This is a genomic window from Vibrio sp. Vf1514 (assembly GCF_052076135.1).
Taxonomy (GTDB): Bacteria; Pseudomonadota; Gammaproteobacteria; order Enterobacterales; family Vibrionaceae; genus Vibrio; species Vibrio furnissii.
This window is the reverse complement of sequence record NZ_CP197268.1, coordinates 577,555-597,555: the sequence shown is the minus strand read 5'-3', so window position 1 is coordinate 597,555 and position 20,001 is coordinate 577,555. Positions and strand designations below refer to the sequence as shown.

Sequence of the window (20,001 nt, the reverse complement as noted above, 5' to 3'; positions counted from 1 at the left end):
CAGATTCACTGGCTCATTGAGAATTTTGAACAATCTTCACCAAGCGTTGGCTGTAAGGATCGGACTCTGCGTATTCTGCCCAAAGCGTTGAAGCCGCTTTTTTCCATGTCGCAACATCCTGTTCGCTGGGTTCTGGGCTCCATAACATGCCTTTGGCTTCCATGTCTGCAATGGCTTGTGATTCCCACAGACGTGACTTCGTCATCTGTTCACGAGCATGGACTGCACTCGCAGCACGCACGATTGCTTTCAAGTCATCGCTGAGTTTATTCCACGCATTCTTATTGACGACGATAGGCAGGGTTTGTGCACCCGCGATAGGCAGGCGATACATGTATTTGGCCACTTCGACATGGTTTCCATCACGGTGGTCGATAATATTGCTACCAATCGAACCATCGATCACCCCAGTCGCCAAACTGGTATAAATTTCACTGTACGATAGCGAAGCGGGAGATGCTCCGAGTTGACGTAAAAACTTGCCGTAGGCTCCCGGTGCACGAATTTTCATGCCTTTGAAGTCTTCAAGTGAGTTAATCGGCGCTTTGGTCAGCACATAGACGGGGAGTTGAATATAAGGTTCGAGCCAAACGAGATTTTGCTTGTCATAGGCTTCTTTGAGTACGTCTCCCCAGCCTCTTTCGTGGAACAGAGCACTTAATTCACCCACATCATCGGTCATTCCAGGTAAACCGACTTCAACCACACCGGCGGGAAACTCTCCGGCATGCATCGGTTGAAAAGGCGCCCCCATCGTCATCAATCCGGATTTAACCGAACCCAATACGCCTGTTTGTCCAACACCTTCACCGGCATACATCACTTGAACAGAAATCCGTCCGTTTGACATCGCTTCGATGTTGTCAGCGAAGCCTTTGTATACTTCACCATATGCGGTTCCACGCGGATATAAATTAACAAAGCGCCAATTATGCTCTGCTGCGTATGCGTGAGAAACAGTAAAAAAAGTACTCGATATCGCAAGCGCGCCAACTGCGATGTTTTTCATCAAGCTTCGCTGTTTTAACTTATTTAAGGTTTTAAACATGAACTTTCTCCTTTCGTTATTCTGTTTGCTCCGGCTAAGCCAGTAACAACAAGCGATGACCGATTCGTCCTTAGTTGTCATTGCATTAACAACAATCACATTTCGTTTACATGTTTTAAATTCAAACTTTTCTACTTAAAGGTTTATTGGCATCAAACTAAGTGGGGAGCCATCATGTGACTCCCCTTGAGGCCTGTGTTAGGCACAAAAAAAGCAGCACTCCGGTGCTGCTTTAAGAAAGCATGAATATCAAAAACGGCACGACACCGATTTAAATGCCATGGCATAAATATTTGATTTCCAAGTAGTCGTCGATGCCATATTTGGAGCCTTCTCGACCACTTCCCGATTCTTTCACACCGCCAAACGGCGCAACTTCTGTGGAAATAATGCCTTCATTGATCCCCAAAATGCCATACTCAAGCGCCTCACTCATCCGCCATACTTTTGCATGATCTTGGGTATAAAAATAAGCGGCCAAGCCATAGGGCGTATCATTTGCACGGCGAATGACGTCCTCTTCATCACGAAAGCGAAACACGGTCGCTATCGGGCCAAACAGTTCTTCATGAGCAATTGCCATGTTCTCTGTGACATCCGCCAAGATGGTCGGTTTGTAAAACTGACGGCCGTATTCGGAACATTCCCCCCCAAGCACCAATCTCGCCCCTTGTTCAATGGCAGTCGTGACTAGCGCTGAAACTTTATCCATTGCTTTTTGGTTAATCAGCGGGCCAATATCTGTGCCGTCACGAAGTCCATCGCCAATCGATAATGCTTGAACTGCACGCGTGAATTTGTCCATAAACTCATCGTAGACCTTCTCATGAATGTAGAAACGGTTAGTACACACGCACGTTTGGCCTGCATTGCGATATTTTGAGATCACCGCGCCCAACACAGCTTTATCGATGTCCGCATCATCAAAGACGATAAAAGGCGCATTTCCCCCCAGCTCTAAAGAGACCTTTTTCACCGTATCGGCCGCCTGTCGCAAAATGAGTTTTCCAACGGCTGTCGAGCCGGTAAATGAGACTTTTCGCACCAATGGATGGCTGCACAATACATTGCCGACAACCGAGGGACGCGCCGTTGTCACAACATTAATCACGCCGTTGGGAATACCAGCCAGCTCTGAAAGTTTCGCCATGGCCAAGGCGCACAGCGGCGTGTCTTCACCGGGTTTTATCACCACCGTACAGCCCGCTGCCAATGCTGGGCCCACCTTGCGCGTAATCATCGCCACCGGGAAGTTCCAAGGCGTGATGGCCGTGACCACGCCGATGGGTTGCTTCATCGTCATGTATCGGTTGTGAGGGTTCGCCGCCGGAATCACATCGCCGTAGACTCGTTTTGCCTCCTCGGCAAACCACTCGATAAACGAAGCGCCGTAAAGCACTTCACCATACGCTTCTTTGTAGGGTTTACCTTGCTCCGTGGTCAATAGCTTGGCAAGTTGGTCGGCATGTTCAACGATTAAGTCGAACCATTTTTTCATCAGCCCAGCGCGATACTTCGCCGTTGTCGAGCGCCAATCTTGAAACGCATTATATGCGGCCATCACCGCCGCTTCGGACTCTTTCTCTCCCATATCCGGAACCGATGTGATCACCTGCCCTGTGGAAGGGTTTATCACGTCAACGTATTTCCCATCGATCGCTTCAATCCATTCGCCATTGATCAAGCCACGAGATAAAACCAAATCTGCCATGATTTTTATTCCTAAAAGTTATAAACATTAACGGTGTCAAAGATAAAAAGAACACATCGCGTACAATAACTACGAGATACAAAAATCATAACAAGCTCTTGAGGCATATAAATATACCTCTATAAACGTAAGGTTTTACGAGTATAAAACAATGATGAAAAACGCAGCACCTATCGGTGATTATGAAATAAAACAATTAAAGATTTTTAAAGTGGTTGCCGATTGTGGTGGTTTTTCCGCAGCAGAGACTGAACTCAATATCAGCCGATCTACAATCAGTATTCATATTTCTAATTTAGAATCGCGTCTAAACCTTACGTTATGTCGCCGTGGGCGCTCAGGCTTTGCGCTAACGGAAGAAGGTGCTGTTGTGTACGAGGCGACCGTCAAGCTCTTGGGCGAACTTGAACGATTTAGAAATATTATCAGTCACTTGGATGTACAACTTTCGGGAAGTCTCACCGTTCTTTTCAGTGATAATATCAGTTTGGATGCGCGGGCAAATATGCCAGAAGTCATTCGTCAATTCACAAAGGTCGCTCGCGAGGTCTATTTAAATGCTGACGTAGCTAAAATGACCGAAATAGAACGTAAAGTTCTGCAAGAAGAAGCAGATATTGGTTTTATCCCCTTTCACCGTGAACTGGAAGGCTTAGAATATGAGCACATTTATACGGATATTTGCTATCTCTATGCAAGCAGCGACAATCCTCTCGCCCAAATGCCCCAAAAGGAATTGAATGATGACATCATCAACGCCTTCCCAGTTGTTTATGCCGGTATCAAAAGCCAAGAGTTACTCAATGCACAACTTCCGAAAATGAATTTAAAAGCAACCGCCTACAATTATGAATCTCGTTTAGCGCTGATTTTGTCCTCTAAATTCATTGGTTATCTACCTGAGAACTACGCGCAATCCTATGTCGATTCCGGCCAACTGATTGCTATCACACCAGCCACGCAATATTACCATCTGGAAATCATGGCCATTACCAAGAAAACAAACTCAACCAATAAAATTCGATCGTTATTTATTAAAACAATGCGAGACTTTTATCTTAATAAAAACACACGGGGTGTCATGAATAGCACGAAAATATCGTCATCGATATAAAAAATAAACACAAAAATAGAACGATTTGTCGGGCGTTGCTTATGACGTGATGGATGAAATTTACTCCCCCCTTTCGTCTTAAGTCGTACGCCCCAGTTCAGCATGATGTTTTCACCTTAATTGCTGCTTGTACGTGACGACTCACCCAAATAATACGCCCACCCACTCAGCCATTCCGACACAACAACCCCGACCCTACGACTATCGGCTATTACTCCGCGCCGAATGAACATGCTATAACCGATTACGCGTTAACAAATTGTTATTTTCAGGCAGGTATTGTTTGGAAATCAATATTGTGGAATGGAATACCCTTTGGGTGAAAAGGAGTTTAAATGTCGATCTACGAGAATGGTCTTGCTCAATGTGAAGTGAATCATATTGCCCTCACGCCATTGAGTTTTTTGGAACGAACCGCCGCTATCTACCCGAATTATCCTGCCGTGATTCATGGCACGATTCGCCGCACATGGGCCGAAACGTATCAACGCTGCCGCCAACTCGCATCCGCGCTTGCAGGCCGTGGGGTGGGCAAAGGCGACACCGTTTCGGTCATGCTGCCTAATATTCCCGCCATGTTGGAAGCCCACTTTGGAGTGCCGATGATCGGCGCTGTCTTGAACACGTTGAACATTCGGTTAGATGCAGAAACCATCGCGTTCATGTTGAACCACTGTGAAGCCAAAGTGCTCATCTGTGACCGTGAATTCCATGATGTGATCGCACATGCATTGGCGCTCATGGACACCCCGCCGTTGGTGATTGATGTGGACGATCCAGAATACGGTGAAGGACAAGCCACCAGCGAGTTAGATTACGAGGCCTTTCTTGCCGAAGGCGACCCAGCATATGAATGGCAGTGGCCCGAGGACGAATGGCAAGCCATTTCGCTGAACTACACATCGGGAACCACCGGCAATCCGAAAGGTGTGGTTTACCACCATCGCGGTGCTTACTTAAACTCACTCGGAAATCAGATGACGTGGTCCATGGGCAATCATCCTGTCTATCTTTGGACGCTGCCCATGTTCCATTGTAATGGGTGGTGTTATCCCTGGACAGTCACCGCCTTGGCGGGTGTACATGTCTTTCTTCGCCGAGTGGACCCGCAGAAAATTCTCACGCTCATCCGCGAACATCAAGTCAGCCACTTATGCGGCGCGCCCATTGTGCTCAATGGGCTGATCAACATGCCAGAAGATGCCAAAGCTTCAATTGACCATCCCGTCAATGCCATGGTTGCCGGCGCCGCACCACCAGCAAAAGTCATTGGTGACATCGAAAAAATGGGCATCAAGGTCACGCATGTTTATGGCTTAACGGAAGTGTATGGCCCAGTGACGGTTTGCGCATGGCATGAAGCGTGGGATAGCCTCAACCTTGAAGAGCGAGCCACGCTGAAATCGCGTCAAGGTGTACGCTACCCCACACTTGAAGGTGTGATGGTTGCCGATATTCAAACCTTTCAACCGGTCACAAAAGATGGCAAAACCATCGGCGAAATCTTCATGCGCGGCAACACCGTGATGAAAGGCTACCTCAAAAACCCCGATGCAACCGCCGAAGCCTTTGACGGGGGTTGGTTCCACACTGGTGACTTAGGCGTCTGCCACCCCAACGGCTACATCGAGATCAAAGATCGCTTGAAAGACATCATCATCTCGGGCGGTGAGAACATTTCCACCATCGAACTGGAAGATGTGCTTTATAAACACCCCGCCATTCTTGAAGTCTCCGTGGTCGCAAAACCCGATGCACGCTGGGGTGAATCGCCCTGTGCTTTTATCACGTTGAAGGAAACAGAATACGCAACAGAACAAGAGATCATCGATTACTGCCACGAACATTTAGCAGGATTCAAAGTACCGAAGACGATTGTCTTTGCCAACCTCCCCAAAACGTCGACCGGGAAAATCCAGAAGTACGTCCTTCGCGACTGGGCAAAAGCCATCTAACGCCAAACGCAATGCGGGAAGCCTTGCTTCCCGCGAATCTGAACAATAAGCCATCACAAAACATCCGCCTCGAAATAAATTCCCGCCAAATATCGCTTTCCATTCTCAAATAACCCAGATTAATAAGACGGGTAAAACCGAAGCAAAATGTGTCTAATACTTTGCTTTGAAGAGCGCTCTGCGGTAAAAAGCGGAGTATCCTTAGGATTAATGCGTTACGATTCATTTCTATGAGTAATCAACCGAATGCACGTCAGCTGATTTCATGTGAAGAGTGTGGCCTTGTGGTTCGCATCCCTGACATTGAACCAGGGCAAAAAGCGCAATGCCCGCGCTGTGCTCATGCGCTGACAAAAGTGAACGCCAAACCTTACCAAAGTGTCATTGCTGTCTCTTCGGCGTGCTTGATCATGCTGGTACTGAGCATCTCCTTCCCATTTATGTCGTTCAGTGTCAAAGGGTTGTCTCAAGAGATCACCTTATTGCATGCTGCAAAAATGTTGGCCGAATTTCAAAATGTGTTGCTGGGTAGCCTGCTACTGGCCACGGTGATCATCTTGCCAGCGATTTACGTCGGTTTGATTCTGTTTCTCCACCTTGAAGCGCTGAAAACACGCAACCATGTGTCATCGAAAAAGCAGCAGCGAATGGCGAAGATCCTGTGTCGGATTCTGTTTCGCGTCCAACCCTGGCTGATGGTGGATGTGTTCTTGATTGGCGTATTGGTGAGCCTCATCAAAATAGCGTCCCTTGCGGATATTGGTATGGGAAGTTCATTCTGGGCGTTTTGTGTTTACACGCTGTTGGTGGTGAAGTGTATCGCCATGGTGGACAAAAGTTGGTTGTGGGGCCACTTTATTCCCGTCGTCGAATTACCGGATGTCAAAGAAGGCGACACGCACCACAGCCACAACCATGTCGGTTGCCATACGTGTCATCAAATCAACCACATTGACGACAAACGCTGTGTGCGTTGCCAAAGTCCACTCCACAAATACAACCCAACCGACAACTTACAAAAAGCATGGGCGTTGCTGTTTGCGTCCGTCATTTTCTATATTCCCGCCAACCTCTATCCAATGATGTATACCGTCAGTTTGGGGCACGCCGAAGGGTCAACCATCATCGAAGGGGTTATCTTACTTTGGCATTTGGGCTCGTATCCCATCGCCATGGTCATTTTCTTTGCCAGTGTGTTTATTCCGATGGCTAAAATGCTGACCCTTGCGTGGCTCTATTTCCAAGCACAAAAAGCACAATATCTGCCGCCGGAAGAAAGCATTACTCGCTTGAAAATATACCGTTTAACCGAGTTTATCGGCCGCTGGTCGATGATCGATATTTTTGTTGTCGCCATTTTGGTTGCCCTGGTGCAATTGCAAAATCTAATGGCGATTTATCCGGGGCCCGCTGCGTTATCGTTTGCTGCAGTGGTCATACTCACCATGCTTTCGGCCATGATTTTTGATTCGCGTTTATTGTGGCAACAGCCACAAAGTGATGTCCCAGAAGCGATGCCTGAACACCTACAAGAGAAAGCCAATTATGAGTGATGAGAACAAAACAACCGCTCAAATAAAACAACAACGGCAGATATCTGCTGTCTGGATCATTCCTATCCTGGCATTGGTCATGGGGGCTTGGATGCTATTTCAGTACATCAGCAGCACAGGCCCGCAAATCACGTTGCAATTGCCAACAGCCGATGGGATTGAAGCGGGGAAAACCGAGATTCGCGCGTTGAACGTGAAAGTTGGGGTTATCACCCAAGTGACGCTCAGCGAGAATTACGACCACATCATCGCCAAAGCGCAAATGAACAAAGATGCCGAGCGAATGCTGAGGGAAGATTCCATGTTTTGGGTCGTGAAACCTCGCATTGGCCGCGATGGCGTTTCGGGCTTGGAAACCTTGCTATCGGGCGCGTACATTCAGTTGCAACCGGGTAAGTCGGCAGAAGAAAAAGAACACTTCACGGTGTTGGATGTCCCACCTGTCGCCGCCCCGGATGCGGAAGGTCGCCGTATTGTCTTGACGCACCGAGAAGCAGGCAAACTCGGCGTGGGTGATCCCGTTATATTTAAAGGCTTTACGGTTGGACGCGTCGAGAAAACCAGTTTTGATGTGGAAACCCGTCAGGCGTTGTATCAACTGTTTATCTTTAAACCTTATGACAGTTTAATCCGCACCCGTTCGAAGTTTTGGCTCAGCTCTGGCGTTGATCTCCAACTCAATACGGAAGGCTTTGAGCTCAAATTAGGCTCACTGGAAAGCCTGCTCACCGGCGGCGTCACATTTGATTCCGTACCGGGCATGGATTCTGGCGATCCGCTCACCGAAGATATGACCAACTTCCGCCTCTACGATGATGTGAAGCAGTTACGTGAAGGAATTTATGATGAATACATCGACTTTGTGATGCTGTTTGATGAATCCATTCGCGGCCTGAAAGAGAAAGCGCCAGTTGAATACCGCGGCTTGCGGATTGGTACGGTGATGAAAGTGCCTCTGCGTTTTCCGACTCAAGAAGAGAGCTTTTCGGTCAAACGCATTCCGGTCTTGGTGCGTATCGAGTTGGGCCGCTTGTTCGATCACTTCCACACCGATTCAATGGATGAGTACAGCGAAAAACTCAAACTGGAGTTTGCACGAGGCCTGCGGGGCACATTGAAAACCGGCAGTTTGATTACCGGTGCGCTGTATATCGACACCGATTTCTATCCTGATGCCGCAAAATACGAGCCGAGTGAGTTTTTGGGATTGTCTGTCTTCCCGACCATGCGGGGCGGATTTGCGCAGGTTCAAAAACAAGTGAACGACTTCCTATACAAGATCAACAAGTTGCCAATGGAAGATACACTTGAGTCCCTCAACCAAACCCTAAAAACCTCTGAACGCACCTTGGCGTCGGCGGAACGAATGGCTAACAGTATCAATAAACTGCTGAACCAAAACGAAACGCAGCAGATCCCAGCGGACATTCGCCAAAGCCTGCAACAACTGCAAAAAACGTTGGACGGCTACGGCCCGAACTCCACCATGTATAGCGACATGGAATCGACATTAAAAGAGCTAGAAAAAGTGATGACTGAATTTAAACCGGTGCTAAAACAATTGAACGACAAACCAAACGCCTTGGTGTTCGGGGTGGATGACGTCAACGATCCGGTTCCCGTGGGAGGGAAGAAATAATGAGACGAATCATGTTCTTAGCAGCTGCGTTGCTGGCAGGCTGCAGCAGTGCACCGGAGATCACCAGCGCGCTCTATCTTTTACCGCAACCGGAATCGCAAACGCAAACGGCTGAAGCGGTCACCGAACGTCCACTACTGGTGGTGCGCCCGGTCGAATTGGCCAGCTACCTCAATAATCGTGGCATTGTATATCGCACGTCAGAATCCCAAGTAATTCAGGCCAAACACAATCAATGGGCGCAAAATTTGTCTGAACAAATTACTCAACGGGTCATTGCCGACTTGCGTCAAAAACAGACTCATTATTGGCCAGTCACGGTTCATAACCTGCTCGACCAAAGTAGTGACGACAAACTGCAACTGAGTTTGAATAAGTTTAATGGCAACTATCAAGGCAATACAGAAGTGGAAGGCGAATGGATGTTGATTGAAACCAATGGCAAAGTGAAGCGCCGCGCTCCGGTGAAAATCTCCGTACCGCTGCGAGATGAAGGCTACGATGCGCTGGTTGAAGCGTTAGCCGCCAGTCTCGATGACCTCACCGATGCCATCGCGCAACAGCTATAATATCGCCACATCACCATGATCAATCAGGGGAGCGCCATGCTCCCCTTTTTTGTTTGTCACCCTTTCTGTCGTAACGGATTGTCGAAACGATCTGCCAGCAAAGTTTGCCGTCACATTCAATCCCCCGCTGTGGGAGCTTCATAAAGCATTCACGTCACACTGTCACGCCGAATCCACTCTCGACACATGCATTTTCGCGGCGCATGCATTGATAACAAGGCTGATTAGAAAAACGGATGAAGCGGCATGGACGCTTACCGATTCTATTCAACCGGCTGACTGGTGATGACCGTGCAATCGAGTTGATGAAAATGGTCACTGATGGTGTGGCTATTGGGAGAACACACTAGGTAATCAAGGCGTTCAGATGGCAAAAACGGGTACGGCGCTAACGCTTCCGCTTTATCTTCTGTGCACAGTGCCACCATCGCGCCACCTATCGAGGTGACATGGCGTTTAAATTCGGCATCTTGATAATGAATGGCACTAAATCCGGTTTCCGACGACCAACCACAAATGCCCATGAAACAGAGGTCAAAGCGAAACTTTTGCAAAGCTTCAACCGCCGTAATGTCCACGGCGCCGCCGACGCTGTCATCCAGCTCTCCCCCAAGCAAGATGGTGCGAATCGATTGTCGCGCTAGTAATCGCATGGCGATCGCCGGGCTATTGGTCACCACAGTCAGGCCCATGGTATTGGGCAGCAGACTGGCGAGCAACATGTGGGTGCTACTCGCATCGAGGAAAATCACGTGATTGGCTTTGATGATGGATAATGCAGCAAGTGCTAACGCCTGCTTTTCGCTATGGCGATTTTCCAACCGCTGCTCTTGCGTCCCCGTTGCGGGCACAAGCGAAAGCGCCCCACCATGAATGCGCTTGCACAATCCTTCATTGGCCAGAAACCGCAAATCCCGACGAATCGTGGCTTCGGTTGAGCCCAATTGCGCGGCCAAGTCAGTTGCCATCACTTTATGATGCGCGTTCAGTAAATTGAGAATGAGCTGATGACGTTCTTCTGGTGAAAATTTTTCCATAATTGTTATCGAGTCGGCCGCAAGTTGACCCAGTATAAACGAACATGGTGGATGTTCATATCTGTTCACTTGTGAACAATCTCTTTTTCGTCCCTCAAGCGGTTCCTATGACCAGCGTGTTTTGTCCATTCTGCTTTCGTCCGTTCTACGAACGGTAGCGGCTCGCGTTTTTGTATGTCGTTCCTTGCTCATCAGCGTCAATCGCCGCATCAAAAAATAACACATATGGACATTAAAATGTTTATCTATGTTCATTTGTTGTTTTTTCTGTATACTCAATCACGCTTTATTTCGCGTGACGCGTTCATCATGTCACCCGTCCGTTTTATGGTTAAGTAAGGGCATCGAGCATGACTGAGTATGAAAAAATGCTTTCCGGAGCGCTGTACAATCCGGCCGATCAACAGTTGAGTCAACTGCGCGAGCAGGCACGCAATTGGCTTCATCAATTCAACCACGCCTCCGCTGAGGACGCCGAAACTCGAGCGAACATCTTGCACCACTTACTGGGTCATGTGGGAAGCAATATCTCGATCCATCCAAATTTCTATTGTGACTATGGCTGCAATATCTCGGTAGGCGATCACTTCTTTGCAAACTATGACTGTGTAATTCTAGATTGCGCTGAAGTCCATTTTGGTGACAACTGCATGCTCGGGCCACAAGTTGGCATTTACACTGCGACTCACCCACTCGATCCCATTGAACGTGCCAGCGGTGTCGAATCGGCAAAACCCATTCACATCGGCGATAACTGCTGGATTGGTGGGCATGCGACGATCAATCCCGGCGTCACGTTGGGCAATAACGTCGTGGTCGCCTCGGGCAGTGTCGTCACCAAGAGTTTTGGCGACAACGTGGTGATTGGTGGCAATCCAGCTCGCATTCTTCGTGACATTCCATGCACGCAAACATCCCAAGATGCGACCGCTGGCACCACAGCAACTGGGAGCCCGCAATGACACACGATAATTACATCGGTGACTTGGTGTTGAGCGAAGCGCAGATCAAAGCTGGCGTCACACGCGTTGCTGAGCAGCTCAATCAACAATTTGATGAGGCTGTGATCATCACCGTGGTACCGGGCGGTATTTTATTTACAGCGGATCTGGTGCGACAACTGTCCTTCCCTATCAGCATGGATTACATCTCTTGCCCACACACGCCGGGAGAGCGAAACAACCGCTCCAAAATTGAGTATCACCAAAATGTCCCAATCGCGGGGAAGCATGTCATTTTGGTCGATGATGCGATTGAATCCGGAGGCACCATGAAACGCCTCAGCACATACCTCATTGAACATTTTCCGATAAAATCGCTCGCCATTGCGACACTGTTTGTGAAACCTAGTCGTGTTGAGATTCCTGTGTCACAGTATTTTGCGTACGACATGGATAGCGATGAACTGTTGGTGGGTTACGGCTTACCGTGGCATGACCACTCGCGAAACTTGCCTTTTATTGCCAAAGTGAAGCAGACCACGATGGGGTGAAATGGCCTGACCTCTCGTTGTCGTTGAATGCTTTGAGATGTGGGGCAACTGACGCTACAATCGCGTCTCTCACCCTCAAGGCGATCAATCATGTTATTTAACAACGATATAGATGAAATGATGAGCTATTTAGAGCGGTTCTGTAAGGAACCGCATATCCAAGCGCTCGACAATGTTTCTGACGATCAGATCAACCTACTTCTGGATGTCTTAACGCTCGCCCACAAGTTGCAGAGCGATATCTACGCGACTGACAATCGAAGCAGCTCGCACTTTATTGGCATGGGCGTTTTTTCGCTCACCCAAGAGCGCCCGCCGCAAGGAAACCTATTTTTCAAAGTGGAACGTGACCAACTTTACCTGACATTTGAACTGGAAAGCTGCGGAGAAGAAACGCGGTTAACGCCGCTTCGCGTGATTGATGCCCTCGTTTACCTTTCAGAAAAACAAGGGCACGGGTTCTTGCCAGAACACTATTCCAGACCGGTTTAGCCCATCGCTGGCATCTTGGCTAGTCAGGTAACTGATTCAGAAGAATTGTCGGCGTGAGGATCTGAGGCAGCTCCTCTGGTGCATCGACCCCTTTTCGATACCACAGATAGAGCGGCACGCCCGAACGCTTGTGCTGTGTCAGGAACTGCGTGATGACACTGTCGCCATGGGTCCAATCGCCGACCATCGTGACCACGCCCTGTTGCTTCAACGCTGCTTGCACGCTGTCTCGCGCTATCGAGGTTTTTTCATTCACTTTGCACGTCAAACACCAATCTGCCGTGAAGTATAAAAATACATCGTGTTCCGCTTTTATCGTATCCAACTTGGCTTGCTCAAACGGTAGAGCATTGGATTCGAGATGAGAAGACTGTGCCAAAGGCTCTGAATCCCACGAGACCATCACCAACAGCGACATCAAGCTCAACACAATCGCTGGCCACCAGCGCATTTTGCGTTGTGACACCTGCCATAAACCGGTAAGCCACAAGCCAAAGGTAGACAGCATAGTCGCCGCAATGACCAACAAGATGAAATCGCTGCTGGTCTGGCGCATCAATATCCATAACAGCCCCAGCACCGTGACAAACATAGGCAGTGCTAGAATGCGTCTTGCGGTGACCATCCACCCCCCCGGTTTTGGCAGCATTGTGCGCAACCTTGGCACAAAGCTCACCAACAAAAATGGCAACGCCATACCAAAACCTAATCCGGCAAAAATCATCAATGCACTGACCAGCGGCAACACCAAGGCGGCACCTAATGCGGTGGCCATGAATGGCCCCGTACAAGGCGTCGCGACAAATGCCGCAAGGACACCGGTCCAAAAATCGCCTTTGGGTCCTTTGGCGTCTTGCAAGCGCGACCCCGAAGTGAGCGTTCCAATCTCATACAACCCTGCCAAGTTAAAGCCGATCGCATTCATCAACAGAATCAGCGCCGCGATGACAACCGGGCTTTGCAATTGAAACGCCCATCCGACTTGATGACCCAGCGATCTGAGCGCCAGAATGACGCCCCCCAGCACCACGCACACCAAGACCGCGCCGAACGTATAGGCGAGTGCACCGGCTCTGGCTTCTTTTTCAGAACCCTGATGCGCGATACTGAGAATTTTCAGGCTCAAGATTGGAAAGACGCACGGCATAATGTTGAGCAACAAGCCACCAGCCACAGCGCCCAGAAATGCAATCATCGAGAGCGCGATGTCATTGTTCATCCATGAATCTGGCTGACCGGACAACGCACTTGACGCGTCGATGCGTTCGGCCTTGAACCGCAACGATATGTCACTATTGAGCACGAGAACGCCTTCAAACAGATCGCCGTCCGCGTCGCCTTTCGCCGTGCTCATCATCAGGCGATCATCATTTAACGTGAAGTGTTGAACGGCGCTGTTAGACATCAAATCGTTGATGATTGGGTACACGTGCACGTTCTTCATATCGACGTTGTTCAGATAAAAAGAACCGGGTAATGGCAAACGCAATGTCAACGTCTCGTTGCTGGTGTAAAACTGCCCGGTTTCGTGCATGGGTTTGGGGATTTTCGCTTGCCACTGATTCAATCGATTTTGCAAGGCGCTCGCTGCCGTGCCATCACCAACCGTCAACGTCACGCTTAGTGACTGACTTTCCGGTAGACAACTTTCTGGGTTACATACCAAGTAATTGAGCTCAAGCGCTAAATCGACCGAGTCGCCAGCTTGATAGTCGTTACTGATCGTCAGCGGCGCCAACAACACGTATTCACCGTGGTAGATGTAATTCATTAAACCACTGGTGAGCAGTTGGCTTGGCGCCGGGTAGGCAAATTCGCCAACGGTCACGCCTTTCGGTAAAGACCATTTGAAATGATTGGCAAAACCAGCGTCACCTGGGTTTTCCCAATACCCATGCCAGCCTGCTTGTGGTGTCATTTTTAACGCTAATGTTTGTGTTTGACCCGCGGACGGATGTTCAGACGCCGTCATAATGGCAGCAGACAGTAAATAGTTTTGGCCATCATTCGGGTTACTCAACGCTTGAAATGAAGCCATTATCCAAGCGGAAAACGTGATGATACGGACGAAAAGAGCAATATACTTCATGGTTTTCATCTCTAATAATTCAACGAATGGCTGTTATGATTCATTTGAATAAAAATAACAGCCATTTTTTTGGGGTACTTTATATTTTAGAATTTCACAATGAAGTTAAAACATTTTCAAATTCACTATCTTGCACTGAAACTTTCGATTCAATACGTCCACTTTTGTCCATTAAAATAATGGTTGGGATTTGGTTCACGCCAAATGCTTCAAATAGTTTCCCATCACCGTCAAATACAATCGGCAAACTGGTTCCATAACTCTTTTTATATTCGTGCAATTCAGCCACAGAAGACCAAACATTGGTAGAGATCGAAACCCACTTCATATTGTTTGATTTGGATTTCTCCTCTAGCAGTTCGCGGACCTGAGTACACGCCTTTGACGATTCCGGCGCGGTCTCTTCCAAATACCATTCGCACCAGGGGCCAAAAAAGACCAGCCCGACTTTGGCGCTATTGTCCTCGCCAAACTTCAACTCGATGTTGTTGTCATTGATCGTGGTGAACGCTAAATTTTTTAGCGTGTCGCCAACTTGATACATATGCGCATCCGGTGCCGACGAGTGAGCGATGCTCACCTTGTCGACGGTGGACTGGTGGACGGTAGACTGGTGAATGACACGCTCAAGTTGGTTGTGAAAATTTTCGTCATCGACATGACCAAAGTAAGAAAATCGGCCTTGTTTATCAATCAACACATGTTGCGGTGTCACTCTCAGTTGAAAGGCTCGAGCAAGTGTTCCATCATCAATCACCGTCGGCATCGTCAGCCCCATTTTTTTCAAAAACGGTTTCACCGACTGCTGGTTGTCATTGATGCCCGTATTGACCGATATCACTTCGATTTGATCGTGATATTGCTTGTATATGGCTTCAAACCCGGGCATTTGCTCACGGCAAGGGATGCACCATGTCGCCCAGAATTTGATATAGACCGGTTTCTTGCCATACATCTCGCTCAAGTCAATCGTACTGCCGTCAATAGTGGTGATTTTCATTTCGGGCGCCGGTTTACCAACCAAAAATTCGCCCGCCGACTGAGCACGACGTTGACCGTCAGCGGCATAGTCGATCTCTTCCGCGTGTGCTTGCTGATAGAAAGGCGCGAGGCTGAATACCGCCGTCACAAAGAGGTTTAAATATTTTTTGTGTATAGGCTTCATGTTGAGCATCCTATTTAAAGTGACTTTAAAGGTTTAAGTAAGAAAATTGATAATCATTGGGTTTTGATGACGTGTTCTTCTAGATGCGATAATAGTTTTTGACGAATGAATTCAATATTATTTTCGATCACCTCATGAGAAGACACGGTACTTTCAATTGCAAAGAAACTGACACTGTTGATGCCAATCGTGCTGAGTATTTCTTTCATATACGGTGTGAAAAAATCAGGTTGATACGCATTATTTCCTGAAAACGTCCCACCGGAAGAAATAAGCACATACACCGGTTTATCATCTAATAATCCCAATTTTCCGGTTGGCGTGATGGCGAACGTCTTTTGAGCGCGCACTACATGATCCACCCAGCTTTTTAACCCGGCAGGCAGAGAGAAGTTATGCATCGGAGACGCCACGATCACCAAGTCGGCTGCAATTAAATCATCAATCAATCGATTCGATACAGCCAGGCTGCCCGTCGACTCATCGTGCTGCTGTTCAATGCTCGCCACGGAGATCGAATATTCGCTATCCACCTGTGCCAGTCGCGTCACGTTTTCTTCCGTCACGCTCACAGGCGTCAGCGTCGACACACGCTGAAGCAGTGATTGCGCAAGGGCATACGTCGAGGATGTTTGTTGCCTCGGGCTACTGTTAATCAATAGTATTTTCATATTGTCTCCAAAACTTCGATAGTCACGCCGTATTGGTAGTGATGTTACAAGCTAATATGGCTTACAATAAGAGCCATAAGTTTAAGATTTTTATGGACCATAATTGGATATGCAAAAAGGCCAGAACAAACTGTTTGCCTACAAGCTGGTTTACAAGCGGATTCACAGCGCGATTTTAGAAGGTGTACTCAAACCCGGTGAGCGAATCCCATCGGCACGAGCTCTCGCCAAGGAGATGGGACTATCCCGTGGCAGCGTGGAAGAAGGCTACGCCCTTCTGAAATCCGAAGGTTTTATCGAAGCCAACGGGCAAGCGGGAACACGAGTCAGCCAAAGCGTTATCGAACAACCGAGGCCGTCTTTAAGCGAAGTGACGGTGCGTCAGCCTGGCTTTTCTGCCGACCCGCAAACAACGGATATCCTCCCTTTTCAGCTTGGCATTCCTGCTCTGGATGCTTTCCCTTTTAAAAGCTGGGCGCGCATGGCCGCAAGAAATGCGCGTCATACCGCGATAGAGAACCTGACGTATCCTTCTGTATATGGCTTGCCAGAACTGAGACTTGCGATTGCCCAATATTTGAACGTGTATCGCGGTGTGCAATGTCAGCCGACGCAGGTGTTTATTACGTCCGGCTATGTGAACTCATTAAAGTGGATCACGAAGGCCTTGCTCTCTGTCAATGACAAAGTGGGGGTTGAAGACCCGGGTTATCCGTTCACCAAGTTGATACTGGAAAATGAGCGCCTGACGCCCGCGTTTGTGCCCGTCGATGACAGCGGCGTCACCATTCCTAAAGATCGTGGCATCAAAGCGCTCGTTGTCACGCCAGCACACCAAAGCCCAACGTGCGTCTCGCTGTCACTGCAACGACGCCAGATGTTATTGGATTGGGCAATCACCCAGAACAGCTGGATCATTGAAGACGACTACGACGGCGAATACCGCCACACCGGCCTGCCGCTGCCCGCATTAAAGAGTTTAGATAGCCAAGACCGGGTCATTTACTCGGGGACATTCAGTAAAGTGTTATTCCCTAACCTCAGAACGGCCTATATTGTGGTTCCGCAAAACTTGGTGGATCGCTTTGAGCAACTCTCCGATTTGTATGCCGGCAATGTCGCTGGCTTAACCCAACTCTGCATTGCCAACTTCATGCAAGAAGGACACTTCAGTCGTCATATTCAACGGATGCGCAAGTTGTATCGCAAACGCAGAGAGTTCACGGCCAGATTATTTGCTCAATATCTGGGAGATAAGGTGTTCATCGAGCCTCAACCCGGCGGCATGCACATGATATTGAAATTCAACGATTCCAGCTGCGATGACGTCGAGATAGCCAAAACACTGTTGCGTAATGGGCTCTATTCTCAGGCGCTGTCGCAGTGGTCTTCAACGCCAATTCATCCCGGCCTAATTATCGGCTTCACCAATATCAAAACAGAAGAAGAATGCACCGCACTGATATTCAGACTCAAAGCACTGCTTTAACCTGCCCCATCTATCTCAGTTTATCGAATATAAACCAGACAAAACGCGTACACGGCGTTTTGTCTGCGTGATTTACCATGTAGTAACGTGACTTATACCCAAGGGGCAAGCGGATCGGCCTGTTCCATGATCAGGTCCAGTTCTGCTTTTGGCGGGTAAATGAGTTCATTGGTGATGGCGATTTTGATTTTTTTGGCGTCTTCTTTGATGGATTTGACTTTCTGATCCCAGCCTTCAGTAAACACCGCGCCCCATGAACCGAGGTCCAAACACGTCACATAGTTTTCTTGTTTGTAAGGCAAGTAATCACAATCGAGTAAGCTCGCGGCGACATTATGCCCGGCGAATTTACCCATTAATATCGCATGCTGACAGCTCATCAATGCATGATTGCCTTTATCATCCGTTGCAGCATAAGCCACATCACCAGTGGCGAAAATGTTCGGCTGATTGATCACTTTCAACGATGACTCAACATGTAGCCTGCCCTGTGGGCCTTGCTGTTTTTCGAACACGTTCGTCAAATCGTTCGCTTTGACGCCAGCGGTCCAGATGACGGTCTTGGATTGAATCTCTTCACCAGAACAGAGTCGTAGGCCGTGTGCAGTGATTTCTTCAATCTGTGCATTCAGCATCCATTCAATCTCCAGCTCGTCTGTCGCTTGTTTGATGACATCTTGCAACGCTTGACTGTAATTGGTACCAATCTGGCCATTGCGCTCCACGATGATGACTCGAACTGGCTCACTCTCCCCCAACAGCGCTTTCAGTCTGGCAGGCAGTTCTGTCGCGATTTCAATCCCGGTAAATCCCCCACCACAAACCACAACGGTATTGCGAGCCTGAGAAGACGGCTGATTTGCCAGGCCGTTGATGTGCTGTTCCAAAACTGCGGCGCTGTCGATTTGGTCAAGGTCAAACGCATGTTCTGCAATGCCTTTCACCATATCTCGGCGTAGATTCGAACCAGCAGCTAACACAAGTCTGTCGTAGTACTTGGTGACTGAGCGCTGATTTTCATCCACATAAACCACTTGTTGGGTATCCGATTCAATGTTGGTGACCTGCCCAACAACGAATTTCACGCCCATCGTCTCAAATACTGGCATCAACGGAGAAACCAGTGTCTGTACTTTTGATTCATAAAAGCGCGGGCGAACACGCAGCTCTGCAACAGGTGCGATGACCGTCACACTGACATCTTCCGCTTGCTTCAACTTTGCCAAACGCGCAGCACTGAGCGCTGCCCACATGCCCGCAAAACCGGCGCCAATAATCACTATTTCTTTGCTCATGTGAGATTCCTCGTTCACTTCTGACTCATCATTTCGGCGCAGCATACAAGAAAAAATAAACTGCGACAACATTGGTCGCAGTTTATTTTTTTGCTCGATTTCTTTATGCTTGTCGCAAGAGAGTGATTTACACTGCCAAGTCATTAGAATCAGAGGTTAACTCATGGCTTTTTACAGCTCAGGCGTTGAGTATGGGATTCACTGTTTGGTGAATATGGTTGATGAAGACGGCGAACCAAGAGAAATGTCCGTTCGCGAAGCGGCCAACTTACAAGGCGTCCCGTATGATTATTTGGGCAAAATCTTTACCAAGTTCTCAAAAGCGGGGTTAGTCGAGAGTTCTGAAGGTCGCAAAGGCGGTTATAAGCTCGCCAAGTCGCCAGCAGAGATCAGCGTGCTTGATATTGCGATTGCGATTGATGGTGAGAAGTCGATTTTCGACTGTAAAGAAATTCGCCAGCGGATGAATATCTTCACGGATGACGTGCCCCAATGGGCGTGCGAAGGAATGTGCGGGATTCATGCGGTCATGAGAAAAGCTCAAAACCAGATGCAGCAAGTCTTGGCTGAACAATCCATCTTAATGCTTTCAAAACAAATGTATGTGAAGGCACACAATAACTATGCCGTTGAGATCAAAGAGTGGATTGGTGCGAATCGAAAAACAGAGACGAAGGGCTGA

General features: G+C 48.4%; 17 protein-coding genes. 10 read left to right on the top strand and 7 right to left on the bottom strand.

Going from position 1 to position 20,001, the window contains the following annotated elements:
- Positions 1-13 precede the first annotated feature (13 nt).
- The gene (locus tag ACS18Q_RS17635) at positions 14-1,048 is read right to left on the bottom strand and encodes a TRAP transporter substrate-binding protein (protein WP_238772610.1); all 1,035 of its coding nucleotides are present in this window, start codon (positions 1,046-1,048) and stop codon (positions 14-16) included.
- Positions 1,049-1,319: 271 nt separating this feature from the next.
- Positions 1,320-2,759, bottom strand: a complete 1,440-nt coding sequence (locus ACS18Q_RS17630) for an NAD-dependent succinate-semialdehyde dehydrogenase (protein ID WP_441258125.1) — start codon at positions 2,757-2,759, stop codon at positions 1,320-1,322.
- A 151-nt stretch (positions 2,760-2,910) separates the two neighbouring features.
- On the opposite strand from ACS18Q_RS17630, the gene ACS18Q_RS17625 reads away from it, so the two are divergent.
- From ACS18Q_RS17625 to ACS18Q_RS17605, 5 genes are all read left to right on the top strand, one after another.
- Entirely contained in the window at positions 2,911-3,873 is a 963-nt protein-coding gene (locus ACS18Q_RS17625) for a LysR family transcriptional regulator (protein ID WP_014257171.1), read from the top strand.
- A 335-nt stretch (positions 3,874-4,208) separates the two neighbouring features.
- On the top strand, positions 4,209-5,828 hold the full coding sequence (locus ACS18Q_RS17620; RefSeq protein ID WP_441258124.1) for an acyl-CoA synthetase: 1,620 nt from the start codon (positions 4,209-4,211) through the stop codon (positions 5,826-5,828).
- A 230-nt stretch (positions 5,829-6,058) separates the two neighbouring features.
- Positions 6,059-7,381 carry a PqiA/YebS family transporter subunit gene (locus tag ACS18Q_RS17615; protein ID WP_441258123.1) on the top strand — a complete coding sequence of 441 codons (1,323 nt, stop codon included), beginning with the start codon at positions 6,059-6,061 and terminating at the stop codon, positions 7,379-7,381.
- Positions 7,374-9,020: an intermembrane transport protein PqiB gene (gene pqiB / locus ACS18Q_RS17610; protein WP_038152070.1), complete on the top strand. Its 1,647-nt coding sequence runs from the start codon at positions 7,374-7,376 to the stop codon at positions 9,018-9,020. Before ACS18Q_RS17615 ends, pqiB begins: the two co-directional genes overlap by 8 nt.
- Complete coding sequence (locus ACS18Q_RS17605; protein ID WP_154179960.1) at positions 9,020-9,589, top strand: PqiC family protein; 570 nt, start codon at positions 9,020-9,022, stop codon at positions 9,587-9,589. The genes pqiB and ACS18Q_RS17605 overlap by 1 nt, the downstream gene beginning before the upstream one ends.
- A gap of 263 nt (positions 9,590-9,852) precedes the next feature.
- On the opposite strand, the gene ACS18Q_RS17600 is transcribed toward ACS18Q_RS17605, so the two are convergent.
- On the bottom strand, positions 9,853-10,626 hold the full coding sequence (locus ACS18Q_RS17600; protein WP_441258122.1) for a DeoR/GlpR family DNA-binding transcription regulator: 774 nt from the start codon (positions 10,624-10,626) through the stop codon (positions 9,853-9,855).
- Between the two features lie 350 nt (positions 10,627-10,976).
- On the opposite strand from ACS18Q_RS17600, the gene ACS18Q_RS17595 reads away from it, so the two are divergent.
- The 3 genes from ACS18Q_RS17595 to ACS18Q_RS17585 all read left to right on the top strand — a co-directional run bounded on the left by ACS18Q_RS17595 (position 10,977) and on the right by ACS18Q_RS17585 (position 12,610).
- On the top strand, positions 10,977-11,588 hold the full coding sequence (locus ACS18Q_RS17595; RefSeq protein ID WP_441258121.1) for a sugar O-acetyltransferase: 612 nt from the start codon (positions 10,977-10,979) through the stop codon (positions 11,586-11,588).
- A complete protein-coding gene (locus ACS18Q_RS17590) occupies positions 11,585-12,118 on the top strand; it encodes a phosphoribosyltransferase (protein ID WP_441258120.1) in 534 nt (177 codons plus the stop codon). The genes ACS18Q_RS17595 and ACS18Q_RS17590 overlap by 4 nt, the downstream gene beginning before the upstream one ends.
- Before the next feature lie 90 nt (positions 12,119-12,208).
- A complete protein-coding gene (locus tag ACS18Q_RS17585) occupies positions 12,209-12,610 on the top strand; it encodes a hypothetical protein (protein ID WP_441258119.1) in 402 nt (133 codons plus the stop codon).
- 19 nt (positions 12,611-12,629) lie between these two features.
- Here the strand turns inward: ACS18Q_RS17585 and ACS18Q_RS17580 are convergent, their stop codons facing one another.
- The 3 genes from ACS18Q_RS17580 to ACS18Q_RS17570 form a co-directional block, all read right to left on the bottom strand.
- Complete coding sequence (locus tag ACS18Q_RS17580) at positions 12,630-14,699, bottom strand: protein-disulfide reductase DsbD family protein (protein ID WP_441258118.1); 2,070 nt, start codon at positions 14,697-14,699, stop codon at positions 12,630-12,632.
- A gap of 94 nt (positions 14,700-14,793) precedes the next feature.
- The gene (locus ACS18Q_RS17575; RefSeq protein WP_441258117.1) at positions 14,794-15,873 is read right to left on the bottom strand and encodes a redoxin domain-containing protein; all 1,080 of its coding nucleotides are present in this window, start codon (positions 15,871-15,873) and stop codon (positions 14,794-14,796) included.
- Between the two features lie 44 nt (positions 15,874-15,917).
- Entirely contained in the window at positions 15,918-16,535 is a 618-nt protein-coding gene (locus ACS18Q_RS17570; RefSeq protein ID WP_143680833.1) for an FMN-dependent NADH-azoreductase, read from the bottom strand.
- 109 nt (positions 16,536-16,644) lie between these two features.
- Here ACS18Q_RS17570 and pdxR point away from each other — a divergent pair, with 109 nt between their 5' ends.
- The gene (pdxR, locus tag ACS18Q_RS17565; RefSeq protein ID WP_441258215.1) at positions 16,645-18,024 is read left to right on the top strand and encodes a MocR-like pyridoxine biosynthesis transcription factor PdxR; all 1,380 of its coding nucleotides are present in this window, start codon (positions 16,645-16,647) and stop codon (positions 18,022-18,024) included.
- 92 nt (positions 18,025-18,116) lie between these two features.
- On the opposite strand, the gene ACS18Q_RS17560 is transcribed toward pdxR, so the two are convergent.
- A complete protein-coding gene (locus tag ACS18Q_RS17560) occupies positions 18,117-19,319 on the bottom strand; it encodes an NAD(P)/FAD-dependent oxidoreductase (RefSeq protein WP_441258116.1) in 1,203 nt (400 codons plus the stop codon).
- Between the two features lie 163 nt (positions 19,320-19,482).
- On the opposite strand from ACS18Q_RS17560, the gene ACS18Q_RS17555 reads away from it, so the two are divergent.
- A complete protein-coding gene (locus tag ACS18Q_RS17555; RefSeq protein ID WP_441258115.1) occupies positions 19,483-20,001 on the top strand; it encodes an RrF2 family transcriptional regulator in 519 nt (172 codons plus the stop codon).

Coding starts and splice junctions, on each gene's coding strand:
- ACS18Q_RS17635 (WP_238772610.1), bottom strand. CDS start 1,048: ATGTTTAAAACCTTAAATAAGTTAAAACAGCGAAGCTTGATGAAAAAC.
- ACS18Q_RS17630 (WP_441258125.1), bottom strand. CDS start 2,759: ATGGCAGATTTGGTTTTATCTCGTGGCTTGATCAATGGCGAATGGATT.
- ACS18Q_RS17625 (WP_014257171.1), top strand. CDS start 2,911: ATGATGAAAAACGCAGCACCTATCGGTGATTATGAAATAAAACAATTA.
- ACS18Q_RS17620 (WP_441258124.1), top strand. CDS start 4,209: ATGTCGATCTACGAGAATGGTCTTGCTCAATGTGAAGTGAATCATATT.
- ACS18Q_RS17615 (WP_441258123.1), top strand. CDS start 6,059: ATGAGTAATCAACCGAATGCACGTCAGCTGATTTCATGTGAAGAGTGT.
- pqiB (WP_038152070.1), top strand. CDS start 7,374: ATGAGTGATGAGAACAAAACAACCGCTCAAATAAAACAACAACGGCAG.
- ACS18Q_RS17605 (WP_154179960.1), top strand. CDS start 9,020: ATGAGACGAATCATGTTCTTAGCAGCTGCGTTGCTGGCAGGCTGCAGC.
- ACS18Q_RS17600 (WP_441258122.1), bottom strand. CDS start 10,626: ATGGAAAAATTTTCACCAGAAGAACGTCATCAGCTCATTCTCAATTTA.
- ACS18Q_RS17595 (WP_441258121.1), top strand. CDS start 10,977: ATGACTGAGTATGAAAAAATGCTTTCCGGAGCGCTGTACAATCCGGCC.
- ACS18Q_RS17590 (WP_441258120.1), top strand. CDS start 11,585: ATGACACACGATAATTACATCGGTGACTTGGTGTTGAGCGAAGCGCAG.
- ACS18Q_RS17585 (WP_441258119.1), top strand. CDS start 12,209: ATGTTATTTAACAACGATATAGATGAAATGATGAGCTATTTAGAGCGG.
- ACS18Q_RS17580 (WP_441258118.1), bottom strand. CDS start 14,699: ATGAAGTATATTGCTCTTTTCGTCCGTATCATCACGTTTTCCGCTTGG.
- ACS18Q_RS17575 (WP_441258117.1), bottom strand. CDS start 15,873: ATGCTCAACATGAAGCCTATACACAAAAAATATTTAAACCTCTTTGTG.
- ACS18Q_RS17570 (WP_143680833.1), bottom strand. CDS start 16,535: ATGAAAATACTATTGATTAACAGTAGCCCGAGGCAACAAACATCCTCG.
- pdxR (WP_441258215.1), top strand. CDS start 16,645: ATGCAAAAAGGCCAGAACAAACTGTTTGCCTACAAGCTGGTTTACAAG.
- ACS18Q_RS17560 (WP_441258116.1), bottom strand. CDS start 19,319: ATGAGCAAAGAAATAGTGATTATTGGCGCCGGTTTTGCGGGCATGTGG.
- ACS18Q_RS17555 (WP_441258115.1), top strand. CDS start 19,483: ATGGCTTTTTACAGCTCAGGCGTTGAGTATGGGATTCACTGTTTGGTG.